Raw genomic sequence first — 20833 nt, forward strand, 5'->3', positions numbered from 1 at the left:
CATACCATGTGTGGAATTGTAGGCGCCGTCGCCGAACGTAACGTTACCGCCATCCTCATCGAAGGCCTCAAGCGCCTCGAATACCGCGGCTATGACAGCGCCGGTGTGGCGGTTTTCACCAACGGCGGCAAGCTGGAGCGCATGCGCCGGCCCGGCAAGGTCAGTGAATTGGATCAGGCCCTGGCCGGTGAGCCGCTGGTCGGCCGTCTGGGCATCGCCCACACCCGTTGGGCCACCCACGGCGCGCCGTGCGAGCGCAACGCCCACCCGCATTTCTCCGGCGACCTCGCTGTGGTGCACAACGGCATCATCGAGAACCACGAAGCACTGCGCGAACAGCTCAAGGGCCTGGGCTACGTGTTCACCTCGGACACCGACACCGAAGTCATCGCCCACCTGCTCAACCACAAGCTCAAGGACCACAGCGACCTGACCACCGCCCTCAAGGCCACGGTCAAGGAACTGCATGGCGCCTACGGTCTGGCGGTGATCAGCGCCAGCCAACCCGACCGCGTGGTCGCCGCCCGCAGCGGCAGCCCGCTGGTGATCGGCCTGGGTCTGGGCGAGAACTTCCTCGCCTCCGACCAACTGGCCCTGCGTCAGGTTACCGACCGCTTCATGTACCTGGAAGAAGGCGATATCGCCGACATCCGTCGTGAAAGCGTGGCGATCTGGGACGTGGACGGCAACTCTGTCGAGCGCGAAGCCGTGCAATACCGCGACGGCGCCGAAGCCGCCGACAAGGGCGAATTCCGCCACTTCATGCTCAAGGAAATCCACGAGCAGCCTTCCGTGGTGCAACGCACCCTCGAAGGTCGCCTCAGCCAGAACCAGGTGCTGGTCAACGCCTTCGGCCCGCAAGCCGCCGAGCTGTTCGCCAAGGTGCGCAACGTGCAGATCGTCGCCTGCGGTACCAGCTACCACGCCGGCATGGTTGCGCGTTACTGGCTGGAAGAGCTGGCCGGCATCCCGTGCCAGGTCGAAGTCGCCAGCGAGTTCCGCTACCGCAAGGTGGTGGTGCAGCCCGACACCCTGTTCGTGACCATCTCCCAGTCCGGCGAAACTGCCGACACCCTGGCCGCCCTGCGCAACGCCAAAGAGCTGGGCTTCCTTGCCAGCCTGGCGATCTGCAACGTCAGCATCAGCTCCCTGGTGCGTGAATCCGACCTCACCCTGCTGACCCAGGCCGGTCGCGAAATCGGCGTAGCCTCCACCAAGGCGTTCACCACGCAGCTGGTCGGCCTGCTGCTGCTGACCCTGTCCCTGGGTCAGGTGCGCGGCACCCTTGCCGAAGGCGTCGAAGCCACGCTGGTAGAAGAACTGCGCCGCCTGCCAACCCGCCTGGGCGAAGCCCTCGCGATGGACAGCACCGTGGAAAAAGTCGCCGAGCTGTTTGCCGACAAAAACCACACCCTGTTCCTCGGCCGTGGCGCGCAATACCCGGTGGCGATGGAAGGCTCCCTCAAGCTCAAGGAAATCTCCTACATCCACGCCGAAGCCTACCCAGCCGGCGAGCTGAAGCACGGCCCGCTGGCCCTGGTGGATGACGACATGCCGGTGGTCACCGTCGCGCCGAACAACGAACTGCTGGAAAAGCTCAAATCCAACCTGCAGGAAGTACGTGCCCGTGGCGGCCAACTGATCGTGTTCGCCGACGAAAAAGCCGGCATGACCAATGGCGAAGGCACCCACGTCATCAACATGCCGCACATCCACGACACCCTGTCGCCGATCCTCTACACCATCCCGCTGCAGTTGCTGTCGTACTACGTGGCCGTGCTTAAAGGCACCGACGTTGACCAGCCGCGTAACCTGGCCAAGTCGGTGACGGTGGAGTAATAAGCCGCGTGCCTGGAGGCCGTAGACCTGTGCGTCTTCGAAGCTGATGCCTGGATTCGGGATAAAAAAGGGATGAGGTAGGCCGGAACGCAGGTTTCACACGTTGCTTAAACCCTGAAAGCACCACACAACCCAATGTGGGAGCGGGCTTGCTCGCGAAGGCGGTGGGTCAGTCGGATAACCCTTCGACTGATACACCACCTTCGCGAGCAAGCCCACTCCCACATTTTTTGATCTTCGTTTGAGTTGGAGACGGTGAGGTCAGGTCCACCAGTACCGCACCAAATGAAAGAAAATCGGCGCCGCAAAGCACACCGAATCCAGCCGATCCAGCATCCCGCCGTGGCCTTCGATCATGTGCCCCCAATCCTTTACACCCCGGTCGCGCTTGATCGCCGACATCACTATCCCGCCAGCGAAGCCCAGCAGGTTGATCAGCAGCGCAATCAGGAACGACTGCCACGGGTTGAACGGCGTGGTCCACCACAGTGCTGCGCCGATCAGCGAGGACAGCAGGATCCCGCCAACAAAGCCTTCCACGGTTTTCGAGGGTGAGAGGTTAGGCGCTATCTTGTGTTTGCCGAACAATTTCCCACAGACGTACTGGAGCACATCCGACAGTTGCACCACGATCACCAGGTAGGCGATCAACAGCAGGTTGCGGCCTTCGTAGCCGGGAATATCCAACGTGAGCAGGGCGGGCACGAAGGATACGCAGAACACCGCGATCATCAGTCCCCATTGCACCTTGGATGCGCGTTCCAGGAAGTGGGTGCTGTCGCCGCCCAGGGAGGCGAGTATCGGCAGCAGCAGGAACACGTAGACCGGGATGAAGATCGAGAACAGCCCGTACCAGTCGGCGTAGATCAGTACGTATTGCAGCGGCAGTGCCAGGTAGAACGCGGCCACCAGCGCCGGGTAGTCGCTACGCCGGGTTGGGGTGAGGGTGAGAAATTCGCGCAGGGCGTAGAACGACACCGCGTAGAACAGCAGGATCACGGCAGCGGTGCCGAGCCAGAAGGCGATGCCGATCACCACCACCATCACCCACCACGCGTTGATGCGCGCGTTGAGGTTTTCCACTACCGCATTCGGGGTGCCACGGGTGCGCAGCTTGAGGATCAGGCCGATCAGCGAGGCCAGCACCAGGATCGCGCCGATTCCGCCGAACAGCATCAGGGTTTGGCTATCCATGTCAGACATGCTCCGGGGCAAGGGCCAGCAGGGCGTCGCGGGTGCGCGCAAGAAACAGCGCCTTGTCTTCGCCGTCTTCCAGTTGCAGCGGGGCGCCGAAGCTGGTGGTGCACAGCAGGGGCAGCGGCAGGACGCGGCCCTTGGGCATGACCCGGTTTAGGTTGGCAATCCACACCGGAATCAACTCGGCCTGTGGGTAACTTTTTGCCAGGTGATACAGGCCGCTCTTGAAGGGCAGCAGGCCATCCTCAAGATTGCGCGTACCTTCCGGGAAGATGATCAGCGAGTCGCCGCCTTGCAGCGCGGCGAGCATGGGCGTCAGGGGGTTATCCACAGGGTCCTTGCGCTCGCGGTCGATCAGCACGCCGTTGAACACGCGGTTGATGATGTAGCGGCGCAGTGCACTTTTGTTCCAGTAGTCGCTGCCCGCTACCGGGCGCGTGAATTTGCGCAGGTTCTGCGGCAGCGAGGCCCACAGCAGCACGAAGTCGCCGTGGCTGCTGTGGTTGGCGAAGTAGATACGCTGCACCGGCACGGGCGCGCAACCGAGCCACAGACTGCGGGCGCCGGTGACGGTGCGGGCCATCGACGTAATCAGCGTGGCGACCACGGGTTCGAACATGGGAATTCCTTATCCGGCGAAAGGCAGCCAGGGGCTGGCGAGGATGACGCCCAGGGTCAGCAGCGCTTGCGCGCTCAGCAGCCAGGCTTGTTTGCGCAGCAGTTTCAGCGCGCCCCGGCGGCGCTCGAGCCAGGGCCGTCCGGCGCGCCTGGCCGATTGCAGGCCAAGGGCTTGCAGGGCCTGGTCGAGGTCGGCGGTGCGTCCGGTATCCCGAGCCAGCAGGGCGAACAGGTCGGCATCGAAGGCCACGCGCAGTGCCCAGTATTTTTGCAGCAACCCGAAGATAACCATCCACAGGCTGAGCAGCAGGCAGATCGGCGAAATGCTCGCCATCAGCACTTGCGCCAGCCCGAACAGCACGCCCAGCAGTGTCAGGCCTGTGGATAACTGGTCCAGTGAGCGACCACGTCGCAGCAGACTGGCGACGACCTGGAGTTCCATATCAGCGGGCATGGGGCAAACCCTCCAAAGCTTCTCGGTGAGCGGGGTGCAGGACCACTTCGGCCCGTGCTGTACGAATGATAGCCAGCGCCTGATCCACCGTGGCGGCGCGCCCGCTGTGCAGCAGCCACGCGGCGACGGCGCTGGCGCTGCGCGAATAGCCCAGCGCGCAACACACCAGCAAGGGTCCGCTGACGCGCAGGCGTTCGATGGCCTCGGCGGCGTGTCGGCATTCGGCGGACGTGGGGGCGATCAGGTTCAGCACGGGGACGCACTGGTAGGCTCGACCCTGTGGGTTAATCGGCAACTCTGCACACAGATCGACCACTGCACTGAACGAGCCTTGCTCAGCGGCCGTGGGAATTCGGCCCAGCCAGACGTTATCCACAATCAGATCGGCCTGTGGATGCCTGCGCGTCCACAGCCGTGAATTGATCCAGGCTCCGGCCAGATACGGCGCGTACAGCCAGCGTGCGGCGGCTGTTAACCGGCCATCCGCGCGCTTCTGAAAACCCTCTGCGCCAAGCACGCAGTAATTCAACGTGACCAACGCCAGCGACACCGCGGGCCACGCCAGCCACAGCCACCAACCGCCCAACAGCAGCGCCAGGCTGAACAGCACGAGGGCCCCTACGGCATAACGCATAGCCAACCACCAACGCTTGGGCTCGCGCGCCAGTCGACTATGCAACAGGGGACTCGGATGCTCCACAGGCCATAGCCACACACACAGCCATCCCGCGAGGGCGCCTGTGGGTAAGTCAATAAAGTGATGTTGATAAGTGGTCAGCACCGAAATACCGATCAAGGCGAACCAGCCATGGACCAGCCAACGCCACATGCCCTGGGTGTGCCGCTGGAACATGAGCCACAGAATCACCAGTAACGCGATGTGCAGCGACGGCGCCTGGTTGAACGGTTTGTCGAACCCCGCCAGCACCGCGAACAGCCAGCCGAACATGCCATCCAGCGCGGGCCGTTCGAAAGTAAACCGCAACGGCCAGATCAGAAAGCAGCTCACGGCGATCGCCTGCGCAGTCAGCAGGCGCAGCGCGTGCTGCTTGAGTTCATGGCGGGTGTTGGGCAGCAGCAGCGAGAACCCGTAAAGCAGGTCGATGGACCAGTAGGGCACGATGGTCCAGGCCCAGAACGGCATATGGGTTTCCCAGCCGAACACCAGCGTGCCCACGTCGCTGCGCTGAGCCGTGACCCAGGTGGCGAAGCCGTAGGTGCTGAAGAACAGCGGTGCCAACAGCAGCAGCCATAACAGCGCTGGCTTGAATAAACCGGGTTCGCGCATGTTCAGAGCTTCTGCGCCAGGGACACGGTGAAAATGCCCCATTCATCCACACGTTGGGTGATCTTGCGAAAGCCTGCCGCTGCCACCAGCTGATCCATTTCCGCCTGACTGCGACGGCGCATCACCCAGGCCTGGCCCTGGCGATGGCTGGTGAGCGCGCGGGCGATCAGTTCCAACTGCGGGTGCCACGGCTGACCGGTGTACACCAGGTAACCACCGGGCTCCACTGCCTCGGCCAAGCCGGCCAGCGAATCACCGACCCTGCCGTTATCGGCGAACAATTCATACAGCCCGGACACCACCGCCAGGGTCGGCCTGGGCGCAAGCGCTGCCAGGTCGGCCCGGTCAAACGCGTCGCCTTTGACGAACTGCGCGATATCCCCCAGGCCTTTCTCGCGAATCAGCGCGCCACCTTCACGCACGTTGATGTCGCTGTAGTCACGCAGCAGGATCGATTCCGGTAACGGTGAGACGCCCTGCAGGGCTTCGAGAATGTAACGGCCATGGCCGGCGGCGATGTCGACGATGCGCACTTCGCGCTGCTCATCGCGCAATCTGGCCATGGCCAGGCGCAGCAATTCCTCGACGTTCACTTTGCGCTGGCGAATGCCGCGCCAGCCGATGGAGTTGAGGTAGTGGGTGTCGATCATCCGTCCCACACCGCCCTTGCCGGTGGGCGTGTTGCGGTAGACGTAGTCCAGGGTGCTGCCGGAGTCGAAACCGGTATCGAAACCCAGCTTCACGCCGGCCGACAGGCGTTGGCCCAGGCCCATGCTGGCGCGGGTCATGCGCCAGTAAAGGTCGCGCAGGGAATTGCGCGGCAGCGGCGCGGCCATAGATTCGGATTCGGCGCAGGTGGCGCCCAGCCTGTCGGCGTCCAGCAGCGAGGCGCGGTCCAGCGGGTGGCTGAAGTTCTGCAGGATAAAACGCCTGGCGCTGCTCAGCGCCACCGCGCGATCACGTTCGCCAAGGGTGTCGTGAAAGAAACCGGGGAGAATATGCAGCTCTTTTTTCAGGCTGCCCAGGCGGTCGAAGAACTGCTGCTGAGGCTTGCGGTGCACCACGAAGTCGGAACCGGACACCAGCAGTTGGGTCGGCACCTGGATCGCCTGGGCATCGGCGACAACGCGGTCGGCCGCTTCGTACAGGCCCAGCAGCACATTCACCGAAATGGCCTTGGTGATCAGCGGGTCGCTGTCGTAGGACGCCACCCGCTCGGGGTCATGGCTGAGAAACCTGGCCTTGACGTAACTGTTGACGAAAAAGTTGCCGCGAAACCGGCGCATCAAGGCCAGGCCCGGGCGGGCGAAAGGCACGTACAGCTTGACCTTGAACGCCGGGGAGGCCAGCACCAGGGCGCGTATGTTGGGGGCATAGTCGTGCACCCAGGTGGCCGCAATCACCGCGCCGACGCTTTGGGCGATCACCGCAAGGTTTTGCGCCTCGATGCCAAACGTGGCTTCGATATGTTCGCAGAAGGTCTGCACGTCGCGGGCGCTGGTGGCGAAGCTCGGGCTGTCACCGCGTGCGCCGGGTGATTGGCCGTGGCCACGGGCGTCCCAGGCGAAGAAATCGAAACCGGGCAGGTCCAGTTCATCCACCAGATGGGCGATACGCCCGGAATGCTCATGGCCGCGATGAAACAGCAGGATCGCCTTGCGCGGTTCGCCATCCGTTGCAGCGGTGGCCGGCCAGTGCCGATAGAAAAGCTCGACGCCATCATGGGTACTGAATGTTTGTGCCTGCTGTTCGCGCATCGCAAAAATCCTTATGCAATCGGTGAAGTGGCGGAGTGTTCCTTGAGGCCCTGGCGCACCCGGTTGACCAGGGTATAGGCGAGCAGGGCGGCGACCAGCCACATCACCGTGCTCACCCAGGCAGCGCCCAGCCAGCCCAGCGCCACGCCCGTGGCCAGCACGCCGAGGACGAAGGCGCGATCGCTCTTGCCCATCGGCCCGTCATAGCGCCGCGAGGCACCGACCATCGGCCCCAACACCCCTGCGTATTCGCTGAACACCGCGAGCAGCGTCACCAGCAGCACTGGCGCCAGGCTCACCTCGGGGATCAGTGCAAACGGCAGGATCAGCGCGCTGTCGGCGATCACGTCGCACAGTTCATTGAGGTAGGCGCCCAGGCGCGATTGCTGGCCGAATTCGCGGGCGAGCATGCCGTCGATGGCGTTGAGGGCCATGCGCACGATCATCCACAACGGGATCAGCGCAAACAGCCACAGGTGCTGGGCGAACCCGCCAATCAGCAGGCCCACCAACAGGGAAATCACCCCGGCCAGCACGGTGATCTGGTTGGCGGTGGTGCCATTGTCGTAGAGGCGCTGCACCAGCGGGCGCAGCAGGTTCTGAAAGCGTGGCTTGAGCTGATAGATCGAAATCATGGGAGATGACGCTTCCTTGTCCGTGAACCCGTGAAAAGCTGTGCTGGAGTGTGCCGATTATTTGTAGCCCCTACCAGTGATGTCTCCTGTTTATAGGGGGGTAGTGCCATCGTGAGTGCGATAACGCTCAACTGTGGGAGGGGGCTTGCTCCCGATAGCGGTGGGCCAGTCAGTCATGTGCTCACTGACCCACCGCTATCGGGAGCAAGCCCCCTCCCACATTGATTTTTCGGTGTTAAACAAACAAATATTTCACGCCCCGTGTTATATCGTAACGAACTGTGTGTTATCGGGCGTTGAGTGGATGCAAGTGGATCTGGAAGCTGACGGCGTGCGGGCTGAAAGCCTGCCGCGTTTTCAGCAAGGGCTGTTCCATGCCCGTCGATTGAGGCAAGCCGGTATCAGCCTCACCGCCGTGGGTGTCAGTGGTTGGGTGTTGGCGTTGTTTGTCGCGCTGTTTGCGCCGCTGTCGATCTGGCCGGTGGTGTTGATCAATTGCGCCTCGGCCTTGCTGCTGCTGGTGGCCGGCTTGCAGTCGGCGTGGTGGGTGGCCGACTGGCGCGCCCAGGCACTGGAAGCACCGCCGGTTGACGTGCCGGCTGAAGAAACGGGCCGCTACGCGCGCTTGATGGAGCGCTTTATCGCGCAGATCGGCACACCGGTCTTGTGGCTGTGCGGTTGGGCGTTGCTGGCGCTGATCAGCATCATCGAATTCTGGAACCTGGCCCTGCCTGCGGCCGCTATTGGCCAGTCCGCCAGCTTCGGTGCTGCGCTGGGGTTGGCCCTGGCGTTTGGCTTGCTGGTGTTCGAACGTCGCCTGGCTCAGGAAAGCGACACGCAATGGCCTGAGGCTTCATCCCTGGCCCAGTTGTGCCGCGTGGCCATCGGTTGTTTGCTGGTGAGCTCGATCTGCCTGCTGTTTGCGAACGCCGAATCGGTGTGGCCGGTGCGCCTGGCCGTGCTGATGGGCGTATTGCCCGCGCTGGTGGCACTGGAGTTTTTGATCAGGGGCGTGCTGTCACTGTTCAGCCCGCGCCAGCCGCGCCTCGAACCGCGCCTGATGGCGCAAAGCTTCATTGCTGACCTGCTGCGCTGGCCACCCCAGCCCTTGCTCGCCTTGCAGCACGAACTGCAAAACCGCTACGGCATCGACCTGCGTCAGATCTGGGCGTTCACCTACATGCGCCGGGCATTTTTGCCGGTGCTGTTGGTGGTGTTGGCCGTAGGCTGGGTGCTGACCGGCGTGCATGAAGTGCCCCTGCAAGGTCGTGGGATTTACGAGCGCTTCGGCAAGCCGGTGCAGGTGTTCGGGCCCGGTCTGCATAGCGGGCTGCCATGGCCGTTGGGCCGTGTCATCAACGTGGAAAACGGCGTGGTGCACGAGCTGGCCACCAGCGTCAGCCAAGCCGGCCCACCCGAACCGGCGCCGGCTGAAGGCCCACCGCCAGCCATCGCCAACCGTCTGTGGGACGCCAGCCATGTGAATGACAAATCCCAGGTCATTGCCAGCAGCAGCGGCGACAAGCAAGGCTTCCAGATCGTCAATATGGATGTGCGTTTCGTCTACCGCATCGGCCTCGGCGATCAGGCCGCACTGGCCGCCACCTACAACAGCGCCGACGTACCGACCCTGATTCGCAGCACCGCCAGCCGCATCCTGGTGCACGACTTCGCCTCGCGCACCCTTGACGAACTGCTCGGCGAACAACGCACGCGGCTGGCCGACGAGATCGGCCGCAGCGTGCAGGCCGACCTGCAGAAACTCGACAGCGGCGTGGAAATTCTTGCCACGGTGGTGGAAGCCATCCACCCGCCGGCCGGTGCGGCTAACGCCTATCACGGCGTGCAGGCCGCGCAGATTGGCGCCCAGGCCTTGATCGCCCGCGAGCGCGGCGCCGCCAGCGAACAAACCAACCAGGCCTTGTTGCAAGCCAGCACCGCCCATGACCAGGCCGTGGCCAGCGCCCGCGAAGTGAATGCCGGCGCCCAGGCCGCAAACCTGCGCTTTGACGCCGAACAAAAAGCCTACGCCAGCGCTGGCCGGGCCTTCGTGCTGGAACAGTACCTCGGCCAACTCAGCCAGGGCCTGGCCCACGCCAACCTGCTGATTCTGGATCACCGCCTGGGTGCCGACGGCGCTCCGACGATCGATCTGCGTTCTTTTACCTTGCCGGCCGATCCAGTGGCGCCGCGTAAAGCCGTTCAATAAGGAGTGTGTCTGTTGGGCGCTCATTCTCACGATCATCATCACGGCCATCACCAGCACCCTCATCACGGCGATGAGCAGGCGGCGGGCCCGTTTCCGTGGCGGCGCATGGCCTGGGCCGCGCTGCTGGTGCTGTTTGCCGTGGCGGCGGCGAGCCTGGTACAGGTGCGCTCCGGCGAGGCCACGGTGATCACCCGCTTCGGCAACCCGTCGCGGGTGCTGCTGGCGCCGGGCCTGGGCTGGCGCTGGCCAGCGCCGTTCGAGGCAGCCATTCCGGTGGATCTGCGCTTGCGTACCACCTCCAGCGGCCTGCAGGACGTGGGCACCCGCGATGGCCTGCGCATTATCGTGCAGGCCTACGTGGCGTGGCAGGTGCAGGGCGATGCCGACAACGTGCAGCGCTTCATGCGCGCGGTGCAGAACCAGCCCGATGAAGCGGCGCGGCAGATTCGCACCTTTGTCGGCTCGGCGCTGGAAACCACGGCCGCCAGTTTTGACCTGTCCAGCCTGATCAACACTGACGCCGGCCAAGTGCGCATCGCCGAATTCGAGGCGCAGTTGCGCCAGCAGATCGATCAACAATTGCTCACCACCTACGGCGTGCGCGTGGCGCAGGTCGGCATCGAACGGCTGACGTTGCCCTCGGTGACCCTCACCGCCACCGTCGACCGCATGCGCGCCGAACGCGAAACCATCGCCACCGAGCGCACCGCCGTGGGCAAGCGCGAGGCCGCGCAGATTCGCTCGGCGGCCGAGCGCGACGCACGCATCATGCAGGCCGATGCCACGGTGAAAGCCGCTGACATCGAAGCGCAATCGCGGGTTGAAGCCGCACAGATCTACGGCCGCGCCTATGCCGGCAATCCCCAGCTGTACAACCTGCTGCGCTCGCTGGATACCTTGGGCACGGTGGTGACACCGGGCACCAAAATCATCCTGCGCACCGACGCGGCGCCGTTTCGTGCGCTGGTCGATGGGCCCAGGGACGTTCAACCATGAGCGAGCGTGACGGCCCGGACGGCCCATGGGTCCAGGCCGGGCGCCTGACCTTTTTTGCGCTGTACGCGGTGACGGTGTTGGCGGCATTGGCCTGGGCATTTTCCAATGTGCGCCAGATCGACCCGCAGAACCGCGCCGTGGTGCTGCACTTTGGCGCCCTGGACCGCATTCAGAACGCCGGCCTGTTGTTGGCGTGGCCGCAACCCTTCGAGCAGGTGGTGCTGCTGCCGGCCGCCGACCGCGTGATCGAGCGCCGGGTGGACAACCTGCTGCGTTCGGATGCGGCGCTGCAGGCCGACCGCGTGGCCAGTTTTGCCACGCCCTTGAGTGACGCCCTGGCCGGCTCCGGCTATCTGTTGACCGGCGATGCCGGCGTGGTGCAGCTGGATGTGCGGGTGTTCTACAAGGTCAGCGAACCCTATGCGTTCGTGTTGCAGGGCGATCATGTGCTGCCCGCGCTGGATCGGCTGGTGACGCGCAGCGCCGTGGCCCTGACCGCCGCGCGCGACCTGGACACCATCCTGGTGGCGCGCCCGGAACTGATCGGCAGCGATAACGGCGCCGCCGAACGCCGCGAGCGGCTGCGCGGTGACCTGGTGCAAGGCATCAACAAGCGCTTGGCCGAGTTGGCCGCCAGCGGCCTGGGCCTGGGCATCGAAGTGACCCGTGTCGACGTGCAGTCCAGCCTGCCGGGCCCGGCGGTAAACGCCTTCAACGCGGTACTCACCGCCAGCCAGCAAGCTGACAAGGCCGTGGCCAATGCGCGCACCGACGCGGAAAAACTGACCCAGGCCGCCAACCAGCAGGCCGACCGCGTGGTGCAGGTCGCCCACGCCCAGGCCAGCGAACGTCTGGCCAGCGCCCAGGCGCAAACCGCCACCGTCGCCAGCCTGGCCCAGGTCAAAGACCCTGGGTTGATGCTGCGCCTGTACCGCGAACGCTTGCCGAAGATCCTCGGCCAGGCCGGTTCCGTGACCACGGTCGATCCCAGGGACGACTCCCGCTTGATCATTCAGGGCGCCGAGAAATGAGCGATTCGATGCTGACGTCCGCCGAGCAGCGCAGCGCCGCACGGCAATTGACCCTGGCGATGCTGGCTTTGGGCTTGCTGATATTGGGTCTGGTCTGGCGCTGGCTGGCCCCCGACCAGAGCGGTGTCAGCCAACTGCTGCTGGGCGTGGCCTCGCTGCTGGTGGCTGTGCCGGTGATGCGTTCGGCCTGGTACAGCCTGCGCTTCCCCAGCCTGCACGGCATCACTGACCAATTGATCGCCCTGGCCATGCTCGGCGCCTGGGCCACGGGCGATCTGCTGACCGCCGCGCTGCTGCCGATCATCATGATTTTCGGGCATGTGCTGGAAGAGCGCAGCGTGATCGGCTCCCAGGAGGCGATTCATGCCCTGGGCAAGCTCACCCGCAGCCAGGCGCGCCGGGTGCAGGCCGATGGCAGCATCGTGGAAGTGGATAACGGCACGCTCAATACCGGCGATATCGTTGAAGTGCGCGCCGGCGACCGCGTGCCTGCCGATGGCGTGGTGCTGTCGGGCCAGGCCAGCCTGGACACGGCGCCGATTACCGGCGAGTCGGTGCCCATGGAGGCTTCGGCCGGGGTGCAGGTGTTTGGCGGTGCGATCAACCTCGACGGCCTGCTGCGCCTGGAAGTAACGCGCACCGGCGATGAGTCGACCCTGGGCAAAGTCATCGCCCTGATGCAGAACGCCGAGCGCGCCAAGCCGCCGATCACTCGGTTGCTGGAGCGTTACGCCGGCAGCTATATGGTGCTGGTGCTGTTGCTGGCGGCCGTGACCTGGTTTGTGACCAACGACGCCCAGGCGATGCTCGCGGTGCTGGTGGCGGCGTGCCCCTGCGCCCTGGTGCTGTCGGCGCCGGCCACGGCGATTGCCGGCATTGCGGTGGCGGCGCGCCATGGCATTCTGATTCGCAGCTCGGCGTTTCTGGAGGAATTGGCCGATCTCACCTCATTGGTGGTCGACAAGACCGGCACGCTGACCTTTGGCACCCTGCGGTTGCAGTCCATCGAGGGCGCATCTACGGACCGCGCGGCGGTGCTCAACCTGGCGGCCAGCCTCGGTTCGGCCAGCAGTCACCCGGTCAGCCGTGCGTTGGCGGGGCTGGGCACGCAGTTGCCGGCGCTGACCGATATTCGCGAGCGTCAGGGCCTCGGTGTGGTTGCACAGACCGGGGAGGGCGAAGCCGCGCTGGGGCGGCCGGAATTGTTCGAGCAGTTGGGCATCGTGACCACGCCGGTTCCCCGTCACGATGGCCCGATTGCCGGGCTGGCGCTGAACGGGCGGTTCCTGGCCTGGCTGCTGCTGGCCGACAGCGTCAAGCCGGAAGCGCGCCAGGCCCTGCAGGAACTGCGCGAGCTGGGCCTGGGCCGGCAATTGCTGCTCACCGGCGACCGCCAGAGCGTGGCCGACAGCCTGGCGGCGCAGGTGGGCATCAGCGACGTGCAAGCCCAGGCCCTGCCGGAAGACAAGCTCAACCGTGTGCTGGGCGAAATCGGCAGCGGCTTTCGGCCGATGGTTGTGGGCGACGGCATCAACGACTCGCTGGCGCTCAAGGCGGGTGTGGTCGGCGTGGCGATGGGCGCGGGGGGCGCGGATATCGCCCTGGCCTCGGCGGACGTGGTGCTGATCGGCAGCGACCTGCGTCGCCTCGGCACCTGCGTGCGGCTGAGTCGCCAATGCCGGCGCACGTTGCAGGTCAATGTGATCATCGGTCTGGGCTGGACGCTTGCCATTGTGGTGTTCGCCGCGTTTGGCTGGCTGGGCGCTGCAGGCGCCATGATTGCGGCGGTGCTGCATAACCTCAGCACCTTGCTGGTGCTGGGCAACGCGGGGCGTTTGCTGCGTTTTCAGGAGCCACTGTTGAAGCTCGAAGAGGTTGCCGGTAGTCCGTTGGCAGATAGATAGCCTCCTACTTTGTCTGCGGATGGTCTACCCTCAATTCGGACTTCTGAACAAGGGGGGACTACTCATGCTCGCGCAACTTCCACCGGCCTTACAGAATCTTCAGCTTCCGCTGCGTCTGCGACTCTGGGATGGCCATGAATTCAACCTGGGCCCCGAGCCCAGTGTGACCATTGTGGTGAAGGACCCCACCGTCGTTACACAGCTGACCCACCCCACGCTCGACTCGCTGGGCGAAGCGTTCGTCGAGGGCAAGCTCGAGCTGGAAGGCTCCATCACCGACGTCATCCGGGTGTGTGACGAGCTGAGTCACGCCCTGATCGACGATGACGAGGACACTCGCCCGGTGCGCTCGATTCACGACAAGGCCACCGATGCGGCGGCCATTTCCTACCATTACGACCTCTCCAATGAGTTCTACCAGCTGTGGCTGGATCAGGACATGGCGTACTCCTGCGGCTATTTCGAAACCGGCAGCGAATCCATCGACCAGGCCCAGCAGGACAAATTTCGCCACCTGTGCCGCAAGTTGCGCTTGCAGCCCGGCGAATACCTGCTGGACGTAGGGTGCGGCTGGGGCGGACTGGCACGGTATGCCGCGCGTGAGTTCGGGGTGAACGTGTTGGGCATCACCCTGAGCAAGGCGCAATTGGCCCTGGCGCGTGAGCGGGTGAAAGCCGAAGGACTGGAAGACCAGGTCGACCTGCAACTGCTCGATTACCGCGACCTGCCCCAGGACGGGCGTTTTGACAAGGTGGTGAGCGTGGGCATGTTCGAACACGTCGGCCATGCCAACCTCACGCAATACTGCAAGACGCTGTTTGGCGCGGTGCGCGAAGGTGGCCTGGTGATGAACCATGGCATCACCGCCAAGCACACCGACGGTCGCCCGGTGGGGCGTGGCGCCGGTGAGTTTATCGGGCGTTATGTGTTCCCCAACGGTGAGCTGCCGCATTTGGCGATGATGACCGCCGAGATCAGTGACGCTGGGCTGGAAGTGGTCGACGTCGAAAGCCTGCGTCTGCACTACGCGCGCACCCTGGACCACTGGAGCGAACGCCTGGAAGACAACCTGGAAGCGGCGGCGCGGATGGTGCCGGAGCAGGCGCTGCGCATCTGGCGCTTGTACCTGGCCGGATGCGCATACGCGTTTGCACGGGGTTGGATCAATCTGCATCAGATTCTTGCGCTCAAGCCCCATGCGGACGGCAGCCATGAACTGCCGTGGACGCGTGACGATATTTATCGAGGATGAGGCAGGTCGTCCCACGAGATATCGCGTGGGTCGACGATGTCATTCGGGTGTATCTGGAAGGTGCCGTGCTGCTTGGGAATGTTCGGGTCTGAAGGCAGGTAGGCTTGCTGCCCGAACGTCGTCGCGGGTTTGTCGAAGGTGAGCGTGTGCAGCGCGACGTTGTCGTACCAGTCGGCATGGGGCAGCGAGATGAAGGTCATCTCCCAGGTGCCGCCGTCCACGTGCCCCTTTGTGACGTAGACGCCGTAATGGTTTTCGCCAGGCGAGAGTATTTTGTACACGCCGTTATCGTAGAGAAGCAGCACTGCGTCCGTGAACGGTTTGGCTTCGTAGAGCACGGCGTAGAGCAAATCGATTTTGTAAGTGGGCGCACCCAGTTCCACAGGGATCGTGACAGCGTTGTCTTGCATGGTCTGCGTTCCTTATCGAGGGAGACGGCCTGATTCTAAACCGCCTCTGTGGCGGGTGTGCTTATTGTGGCGAGCGGGCTTGCCCTAATGCCGTTCAGTTAAGCGCAGATTCCCTGTGGCGAGCAGGCTTGTCCTGCGTTGGGCTGCGCAGCAGCCCCAAAGCCAGGCGCTGAGCCGTATCAGGTACACCGCGTTTTGCTTGATTGGGGGGCGCTTCGCACCCCAACGCGGGGCAAGCCCGCTCGCCACAACAAGCCCGCTCGCCACGACAGCCCGCTTGCCACAGGGTGTGGTTGCCTGACATTTCAGGCTCTCTCCCACAGGACGTTGTGTTGGCGGTTAGAGAATCGGTGAAATAAGCCGCGCGATCCGCATGCCCAGTTGCTGCAGGCGCCGGGTCTCGCGGCTTTCCGCCAGGCTCATCTCATGGGCCTGGGTGAAATCTTCCAGCAGCATCTGCTCCACCTGTTTGGCGAAGGCCTCGTCAACCGTGAGCAACATCACCTCGAAATTCAGCCGGAAAGAACGGTTGTCCATGTTCGCGCTGCCGATGGCGCTGATTTCGCCGTCCACCAGCACTACTTTCTGGTGCAGAAAACCGGGCGTGTAGCGAAACACCCGCACGCCGGCGCGCACCGCTTCGATGGCGTACAGGCTGGACGCGGCATACACGATGCGATGGTCGGGGCGCGATGGCAGCAGGATGCGCACATCGACGCCGCGCAGTACCGCCAGGCGCAGCGCAGCGAACACGGCTTCGTCGGGGATGAAATACGGGGTGGTGATCCAGACCCGTTCGGTGGCGGCATGGATGGCTTCGACGAAGAACAGCGAGCAGGTTTCATAGGGGTCTGCCGGGCCACTGGCGAGCAGTTGGCAGAGCACGCCGTCTTCGGGGTAGGTGTCCGGCAGGATCAGGGGTGGCAACTCCCGCGCGGCCCAGAACCAGTCTTCGGCGAATGACTCCTGCAGGCACGCTACCACCGGGCCGACAACCTGCACGTGAGTATCGCGCCAGGGCGCCAGCGGCGGCTTTTTGCCGAGGTATTCATCACCCACGTTATGCCCGCCCACAAACCCGGTAACGCCATCCACTACCACGATTTTGCGGTGGTTACGGAAGTTGACCTGGAAGCGATTGAGCCAGCCGCTGCGGGTGGCGAACGCCTTGACCTTCACTCCGGCGTCACGCAGCGACTGCACGTAGCGATGGGGCAGGGCGTGGCTACCGATGCGGTCATAGAGCACATGGATATCGACCCCTTCGGCGGCCTTCGCCTTGAGCAGGGCGTGCAGTTGGCGGCCCAGCGCATCGTCGTGAATGATGAAGAACTGGAACAGCACGGCGGATTTTGCGCCGCGAATGGCGTCGAAAATCGCGCTGAAGGTAGCCTCGCCGTTGATCAGCAGGCGCACCTGGTTATTGGCCAGGCACGGCATGCGTCCCAGTTTGGGCATCGCACGCAGGGAGGTGTAGGCGGCGGAATTGCGCGCGGCCAGGGCTTCCTCGACCCACGGGCGCCAGTTCAGCTCATTGATGGCGGTGTGCATTTCCTGGTTGGCCTGGCGACGCGCCTGGATGTACGCATCGAACGTGCTGCGGCCAAAGATCAGGTAGGGGACAAGCGTGAGGTACGGCATGAACATCAGCGACAGCGCCCAGGCGATCGAGCCTTGGGCGGTGCGCACCGTCAGCACCGCGTGGATCGCGGCGAGTGTCCCGAAAAAATGCAGCGTGGCGATGAAGTAGGCGAGCAGGTGCGGGCCAAAAAAATCCATGAACGGCGATACTCCAGACAATCCAGTGCAGTGCGTAACAGACCATGTTCGGCCACGAATGTCGCTATTTTATTTGCCGTGCAACACTGGCACGTCCGCGGCGTCTAACGCCCACAATTACCCAGGAGTTACCCGATGAAGGCTCGTCTGCTGTGTTTGTCCATGGTTGTTGGTTTAGCGCTGCCGGTGGCGGCACAGGCGCAGATGCTGGCGCCGGGCTTGTGGGAATTGACCACCAGCAATATGAAGGTCGATAACCAGGACCTGCCGGACCTGTCGCTGATCCTCGGTCAGCTCAAGCAACAGATGACCCCCGAACAGCGCGCCATGCTCGAAAAGCAGGGCATTACCATGGCCGGTAAAGGCGTGCAGGTGTGTCTCACGCCCGCCCAGGTGGCGACCGACTCCATCCCGCTGACCGACCCACAATCGGGTTGCAAGCAGCAAATCACCGAGAAGACCGGCAACCAGTGGAAATTCCGCTTCAGTTGCCCGAAAGCCCAAGGCTCTGGCGTGGCGACCTTCCAGAGCCAGAAGGCCTTCACCACCACGGTCAACGGCACCTTCAATGCCACCGGCATCCAGCAAAAAGGCAGCCTGGACAGCCACGCCCAATGGCTGGGCAATGACTGCGGCACCGTCAAGCCTCGCGCATAACCGGCTGCGCCTACCTCAGCCTACCTCAGGAAGTGCAGCGGTAAACCCTGGCAGCTCTCGACCACCTGGCCGTTGTGCCACGCCAGGTGACCGGAGACCAGGGTGGTGCTGACGCTGTGGCGAAAGCGGCGCTCGGCGAATGGCGTCCAGCCGCAGCGTGCCAGAATCGGCTCGTCACTCACCGGCTTGCCCTCTGGCTCTGGTTTGATCAGCACCAGGTCGGCCCAGTAACCCTCGCGCAGATAGCCGCGATCCGGGATAGCGAACAGGTCGGCTACCCGGTGGCTGGTCTTGGCGACCAGCGTGGTGATGGGCAGCAGGCCGTCGGCCACCAACTCCATCAACGCCGGCAGCGCATGCTGCACCAGCGGCAAGCCCGACGGCGCTTCGCGATAGCCCAACTGTTTTTGCGCCCAGGTATGGGGCGCGTGGTCGGTGCCGATCACATCCAGACGATCACTCAGCAAGGCCTGGCGCAGCGCGTCGCGGTCGGCACGGCTCTTGATCGCCGGGTTGCATTTAATTTGATGGCCCAGCCGCGCATAGTCGCGGTCATCGAACAGCAGGTGATGCACGCACACTTCGGCGGTGATGCGTTTATCGGCCAGGGGTTTGTCTTCAAACAGCGCCAGCTCGCGGGCGCTGGTGAGGTGCAATACGTGCAGGCGCGTGCCATGCCGCCGGGCCAGCTCCACCGCCAGGGACGATGAGCGATAACAGGCCTCGGCGTCGCGAATCAGCGGGTGGGCGACGGCCGGGATGTGGTCACCGAAGCGCTCGTGCAGGCGCTGCTCGTTGATCAGGATGCTGGGGGTGTGTTCGCAGTGGGCCAGCAGAATAGTCGGCACTTCGGCGAACAGGCGCTCCAGTATCCGTGGGTCGTCCACCAGCATATTGCCGGTGGACGCGCCCATGAACACCTTGACCCCGGCCACTTCGCGCGGGTCCAGAGCCGCCACGGTGTCGAGGTTGTCGTTGCTGACGCCAAAGTGAAAACCATAGTTGGCCACCGAATGCAGGCCGGCGCGGCGTTTCTTGTCGGCCAGCGCTTCGAGGGTCAGCGTGGCCGGACGGGTATTGGGCATGTCCATGAAGCTGGTGATGCCACCGGCCACCGCTGCCCTTGATTCGCTGTAGAAGCTGCCTTTTTCCGGCGCGCCAGGTTCACGAAAGTGCACCTGATCGTCAATCATGCCCGGCAGCAGCCATTGACCCTGAGCGTCAATCGCCAGGGGCGCCTTACAATCCTCGATGCTGCTGGCGATTTTCTCGATGCGGCCATTGGCGACCCATACATCAGCGTCGAATGCCTGGCCTTCGTTCACCAGGCGGGCGTTGCGGATCAACAGGCGGGTCATGGTTCAGAACTCGTTTTGCAGGGCTTTATAACCTCGCACCAGGTCGACGTTGGTACGGGCCACGTCTTCGGAAAACTCCGAGGCGCTGACACTCACCGGCGGGAATTGCGACAGGTCGGTATTCGGCCCGATGCGGGTAGTGGAGGGCACGTAGAACGCGTCGGGCAAATCGCGACCGTCGACCACCGAGTTGTGGCGCACCACGCAGCCGTCGCCGACGACGCAATTGAACAGCACGCTGTTGAAGCCGATAAACACGCGGTCACCCACCGTGCAGGGGCCGTGGACGATGGAGCGGTGCGCGATGGACGTGAACTCGCCGATGGTCACCGCCGCACCGGATTTGGAGTGGATGACCACGCCGTCCTGGATGTTGGAGTTGGCGCCAATGGTGATGGGGTCCATGGCGCCGCTGGCGTCGACTTCGTCGGCGCGGATCACGGCGTAGGGGCCGACGAACACGTTCTCGCCGATGATGACTTTGCCGCAGATGATTGCGGTCTTATCGACGTAGGCCGATTCGGCAATGACCGGCAGGTCGCCCGAGGGATTTTTACGGATCATGGTTTGCTCAACGCTGCACAAAGCGTGTTGAGGTTGTATTCGAACAACCCGGTGAAGGTGCTGGCAGGGCCTTCGGCGGCCAAGGCGTCTGAGTACAGCGTGCCGCCGATCTGCGCACCGCTTTCGTCAGCGATCTGCTTGAGCAGGCGCGAATCCTTGATGTTTTCCATGAACACGGCCTTGACCTTGTCTTTGCGGATCTGCGTGATCAGCGCAGCCACTTCGGTGGCGGACGGTTCACGCTCGGTGGACAAGCCCTGGGGCGCGAGGAACTGAATACCGTAGGCCTGGCCCAGGTAACCAAAGGCGTCATGGGAAGTGACGATGCGGCGGTTACCCGCAGGCAGTGCGCCGAACTTGGCCTTGGCTTCAGCCAGCAGGCGGTAGATTTCTTTCAGGTAGGCCTGGCTGTTGCGCTGGTAGTCGGCCTGGTTGGCCGGGTCGGCAGCGATCAGGGCCTTGGTGATGTTGTTCACGTAGATTTCGGCATTGGCCAGGTTGTGCCAGGCGTGCGGGTCGGGAATGGTTTCGCCGTCTTCGTCCATGGTGTGGGAAATCACGCCTTTGCTGGCAGTGACCACCGTGGCCTTGGTTTCGGTGCTGGTGATCAGGCGGTCCAGCCACGGCTCGAAGCCCAGGCCGTTCTTGATGATCAGTTTGGCCTTGAGCAGCGCCTTGGCATCATCCGGCGTGGGTTCGTAGGTGTGGGCGTCGGCGTCGGGGCCGACCATGTTGCTGATCTGGATGTGATCGCCACCGATCTGGTGGGTGATGTCATCGAGAATACTGAAGCTGGTGACCACCTGGAGTTTGTCGGCGGCATGGGCCATCGACAGCGGCAGCAGCAGGCTGAACAGCACGAGTAGAGCGCGCATCGGGAAACAC

Annotated in this window: 18 protein-coding genes; 7 read left to right on the forward strand and 11 right to left on the reverse strand. The window is 63.8% G+C overall.

Annotated elements, in window-relative coordinates:
- Window positions 1-6 precede the first annotated feature (6 nt).
- Entirely contained in the window at window positions 7-1839 is a 1833-nt protein-coding gene (gene glmS, locus ACXX81_RS22595; protein WP_231422244.1) for a glutamine--fructose-6-phosphate transaminase (isomerizing), read from the forward strand.
- A gap of 261 nt (window positions 1840-2100) precedes the next feature.
- Here the strand turns inward: glmS and ACXX81_RS22600 are convergent, their stop codons facing one another.
- Genes ACXX81_RS22600 through ACXX81_RS22625 form a run of 6 tightly spaced genes read right to left on the reverse strand, consistent with a single transcriptional unit; the run spans window position 2101 to window position 7788 of the window.
- Entirely contained in the window at window positions 2101-3033 is a 933-nt protein-coding gene (locus tag ACXX81_RS22600; protein ID WP_057006261.1) for a phosphatidate cytidylyltransferase, read from the reverse strand.
- A gap of 1 nt (window position 3034) precedes the next feature.
- Window positions 3035-3655 carry a lysophospholipid acyltransferase family protein gene (locus ACXX81_RS22605; protein WP_209986657.1) on the reverse strand — a complete coding sequence of 207 codons (621 nt, stop codon included), beginning with the start codon at window positions 3653-3655 and terminating at the stop codon, window positions 3035-3037.
- A gap of 9 nt (window positions 3656-3664) precedes the next feature.
- A complete protein-coding gene (locus ACXX81_RS22610) occupies window positions 3665-4108 on the reverse strand; it encodes a hypothetical protein (RefSeq protein ID WP_231422246.1) in 444 nt (147 codons plus the stop codon).
- Window positions 4098-5396, reverse strand: a complete 1299-nt coding sequence (locus ACXX81_RS22615; protein WP_458572428.1) for a phosphatase PAP2/dual specificity phosphatase family protein — start codon at window positions 5394-5396, stop codon at window positions 4098-4100. Before ACXX81_RS22615 ends, ACXX81_RS22610 begins: the two co-directional genes overlap by 11 nt.
- 2 nt (window positions 5397-5398) lie before the next feature.
- The gene (locus tag ACXX81_RS22620) at window positions 5399-7153 is read right to left on the reverse strand and encodes a bifunctional alpha/beta hydrolase/class I SAM-dependent methyltransferase (protein WP_458572429.1); all 1755 of its coding nucleotides are present in this window, start codon (window positions 7151-7153) and stop codon (window positions 5399-5401) included.
- An 11-nt stretch (window positions 7154-7164) separates the two neighbouring features.
- Window positions 7165-7788 carry a CDP-alcohol phosphatidyltransferase family protein gene (locus tag ACXX81_RS22625; RefSeq protein ID WP_231422249.1) on the reverse strand — a complete coding sequence of 208 codons (624 nt, stop codon included), beginning with the start codon at window positions 7786-7788 and terminating at the stop codon, window positions 7165-7167.
- 304 nt (window positions 7789-8092) lie between these two features.
- Here ACXX81_RS22625 and hflK (ACXX81_RS22630) point away from each other — a divergent pair, with 304 nt between their 5' ends.
- From hflK (ACXX81_RS22630) to cfaB, 5 genes are all read left to right on the forward strand, one after another.
- The gene (gene hflK / locus ACXX81_RS22630) at window positions 8093-9997 is read left to right on the forward strand and encodes a protease modulator HflK (protein ID WP_458572430.1); all 1905 of its coding nucleotides are present in this window, start codon (window positions 8093-8095) and stop codon (window positions 9995-9997) included.
- A 12-nt stretch (window positions 9998-10009) separates the two neighbouring features.
- Window positions 10010-10993 carry a protease modulator HflC gene (gene hflC / locus ACXX81_RS22635; protein ID WP_458572431.1) on the forward strand — a complete coding sequence of 328 codons (984 nt, stop codon included), beginning with the start codon at window positions 10010-10012 and terminating at the stop codon, window positions 10991-10993.
- The gene (gene hflK / locus ACXX81_RS22640; protein ID WP_458572432.1) at window positions 10990-12024 is read left to right on the forward strand and encodes a protease modulator HflK; all 1035 of its coding nucleotides are present in this window, start codon (window positions 10990-10992) and stop codon (window positions 12022-12024) included. Before hflC ends, hflK (ACXX81_RS22640) begins: the two co-directional genes overlap by 4 nt.
- Window positions 12021-13928: a cation-translocating P-type ATPase gene (locus ACXX81_RS22645; RefSeq protein WP_458572433.1), complete on the forward strand. Its 1908-nt coding sequence runs from the start codon at window positions 12021-12023 to the stop codon at window positions 13926-13928. Before hflK (ACXX81_RS22640) ends, ACXX81_RS22645 begins: the two co-directional genes overlap by 4 nt.
- 64 nt (window positions 13929-13992) lie before the next feature.
- Entirely contained in the window at window positions 13993-15180 is a 1188-nt protein-coding gene (cfaB, locus tag ACXX81_RS22650; protein WP_209986631.1) for a C17 cyclopropane fatty acid synthase CfaB, read from the forward strand.
- On the opposite strand, the gene ACXX81_RS22655 is transcribed toward cfaB, so the two are convergent.
- Both ACXX81_RS22655 and cls read right to left on the reverse strand, forming a co-directional pair.
- Entirely contained in the window at window positions 15168-15590 is a 423-nt protein-coding gene (locus tag ACXX81_RS22655; protein ID WP_458572434.1) for a hypothetical protein, read from the reverse strand. The two genes, cfaB and ACXX81_RS22655, sit on opposite strands and share 13 nt — an antisense overlap.
- A 339-nt stretch (window positions 15591-15929) precedes the next feature.
- Window positions 15930-17369, reverse strand: coding sequence for a cardiolipin synthase (gene cls, locus ACXX81_RS22660; RefSeq protein ID WP_458572435.1), 1440 nt, complete (start codon window positions 17367-17369; stop codon window positions 15930-15932).
- A 135-nt stretch (window positions 17370-17504) separates the two neighbouring features.
- Here cls and ACXX81_RS22665 point away from each other — a divergent pair, with 135 nt between their 5' ends.
- A complete protein-coding gene (locus ACXX81_RS22665; protein ID WP_458572436.1) occupies window positions 17505-18026 on the forward strand; it encodes a DUF3617 domain-containing protein in 522 nt (173 codons plus the stop codon).
- 20 nt (window positions 18027-18046) lie between these two features.
- Here the strand turns inward: ACXX81_RS22665 and ACXX81_RS22670 are convergent, their stop codons facing one another.
- Genes ACXX81_RS22670 through ACXX81_RS22680 form a run of 3 tightly spaced genes read right to left on the reverse strand, consistent with a single transcriptional unit; the run spans window position 18047 to window position 20823 of the window.
- Window positions 18047-19384: a dihydroorotase gene (locus ACXX81_RS22670; RefSeq protein WP_458572437.1), complete on the reverse strand. Its 1338-nt coding sequence runs from the start codon at window positions 19382-19384 to the stop codon at window positions 18047-18049.
- Window positions 19385-19387: 3 nt separating this feature from the next.
- Entirely contained in the window at window positions 19388-19948 is a 561-nt protein-coding gene (locus ACXX81_RS22675) for a gamma carbonic anhydrase family protein (RefSeq protein WP_003231797.1), read from the reverse strand.
- Window positions 19945-20823, reverse strand: coding sequence for a metal ABC transporter substrate-binding protein (locus ACXX81_RS22680; protein WP_458572438.1), 879 nt, complete (start codon window positions 20821-20823; stop codon window positions 19945-19947). Before ACXX81_RS22680 ends, ACXX81_RS22675 begins: the two co-directional genes overlap by 4 nt.
- Window positions 20824-20833 lie beyond the last annotated feature (10 nt).

It is taken from the genome of Pseudomonas sp. GNP013 (assembly GCF_054343995.1).

Bases quoted from the DNA above. Each gene is read 5' to 3' on its own strand.
- glmS (WP_231422244.1), top strand. From the start codon at position 7: ATGTGTGGAATTGTAGGCGCCGTCGCCGAACGTAACGTTACCGCCATC.
- ACXX81_RS22600 (WP_057006261.1), bottom strand. From the start codon at position 3,033: ATGGATAGCCAAACCCTGATGCTGTTCGGCGGAATCGGCGCGATCCTG.
- ACXX81_RS22605 (WP_209986657.1), bottom strand. From the start codon at position 3,655: ATGTTCGAACCCGTGGTCGCCACGCTGATTACGTCGATGGCCCGCACC.
- ACXX81_RS22610 (WP_231422246.1), bottom strand. From the start codon at position 4,108: ATGCCCGCTGATATGGAACTCCAGGTCGTCGCCAGTCTGCTGCGACGT.
- ACXX81_RS22615 (WP_458572428.1), bottom strand. From the start codon at position 5,396: ATGCGCGAACCCGGTTTATTCAAGCCAGCGCTGTTATGGCTGCTGCTG.
- ACXX81_RS22620 (WP_458572429.1), bottom strand. From the start codon at position 7,153: ATGCGCGAACAGCAGGCACAAACATTCAGTACCCATGATGGCGTCGAG.
- ACXX81_RS22625 (WP_231422249.1), bottom strand. From the start codon at position 7,788: ATGATTTCGATCTATCAGCTCAAGCCACGCTTTCAGAACCTGCTGCGC.
- hflK (WP_458572430.1), top strand. From the start codon at position 8,093: ATGCAAGTGGATCTGGAAGCTGACGGCGTGCGGGCTGAAAGCCTGCCG.
- hflK (WP_458572432.1), top strand. From the start codon at position 10,990: ATGAGCGAGCGTGACGGCCCGGACGGCCCATGGGTCCAGGCCGGGCGC.
- ACXX81_RS22645 (WP_458572433.1), top strand. From the start codon at position 12,021: ATGAGCGATTCGATGCTGACGTCCGCCGAGCAGCGCAGCGCCGCACGG.
- cfaB (WP_209986631.1), top strand. From the start codon at position 13,993: ATGCTCGCGCAACTTCCACCGGCCTTACAGAATCTTCAGCTTCCGCTG.
- ACXX81_RS22655 (WP_458572434.1), bottom strand. From the start codon at position 15,590: ATGCAAGACAACGCTGTCACGATCCCTGTGGAACTGGGTGCGCCCACT.
- cls (WP_458572435.1), bottom strand. From the start codon at position 17,369: ATGGATTTTTTTGGCCCGCACCTGCTCGCCTACTTCATCGCCACGCTG.
- ACXX81_RS22665 (WP_458572436.1), top strand. From the start codon at position 17,505: ATGAAGGCTCGTCTGCTGTGTTTGTCCATGGTTGTTGGTTTAGCGCTG.
- ACXX81_RS22670 (WP_458572437.1), bottom strand. From the start codon at position 19,384: ATGACCCGCCTGTTGATCCGCAACGCCCGCCTGGTGAACGAAGGCCAG.
- ACXX81_RS22675 (WP_003231797.1), bottom strand. From the start codon at position 19,948: ATGATCCGTAAAAATCCCTCGGGCGACCTGCCGGTCATTGCCGAATCG.
- ACXX81_RS22680 (WP_458572438.1), bottom strand. From the start codon at position 20,823: ATGCGCGCTCTACTCGTGCTGTTCAGCCTGCTGCTGCCGCTGTCGATG.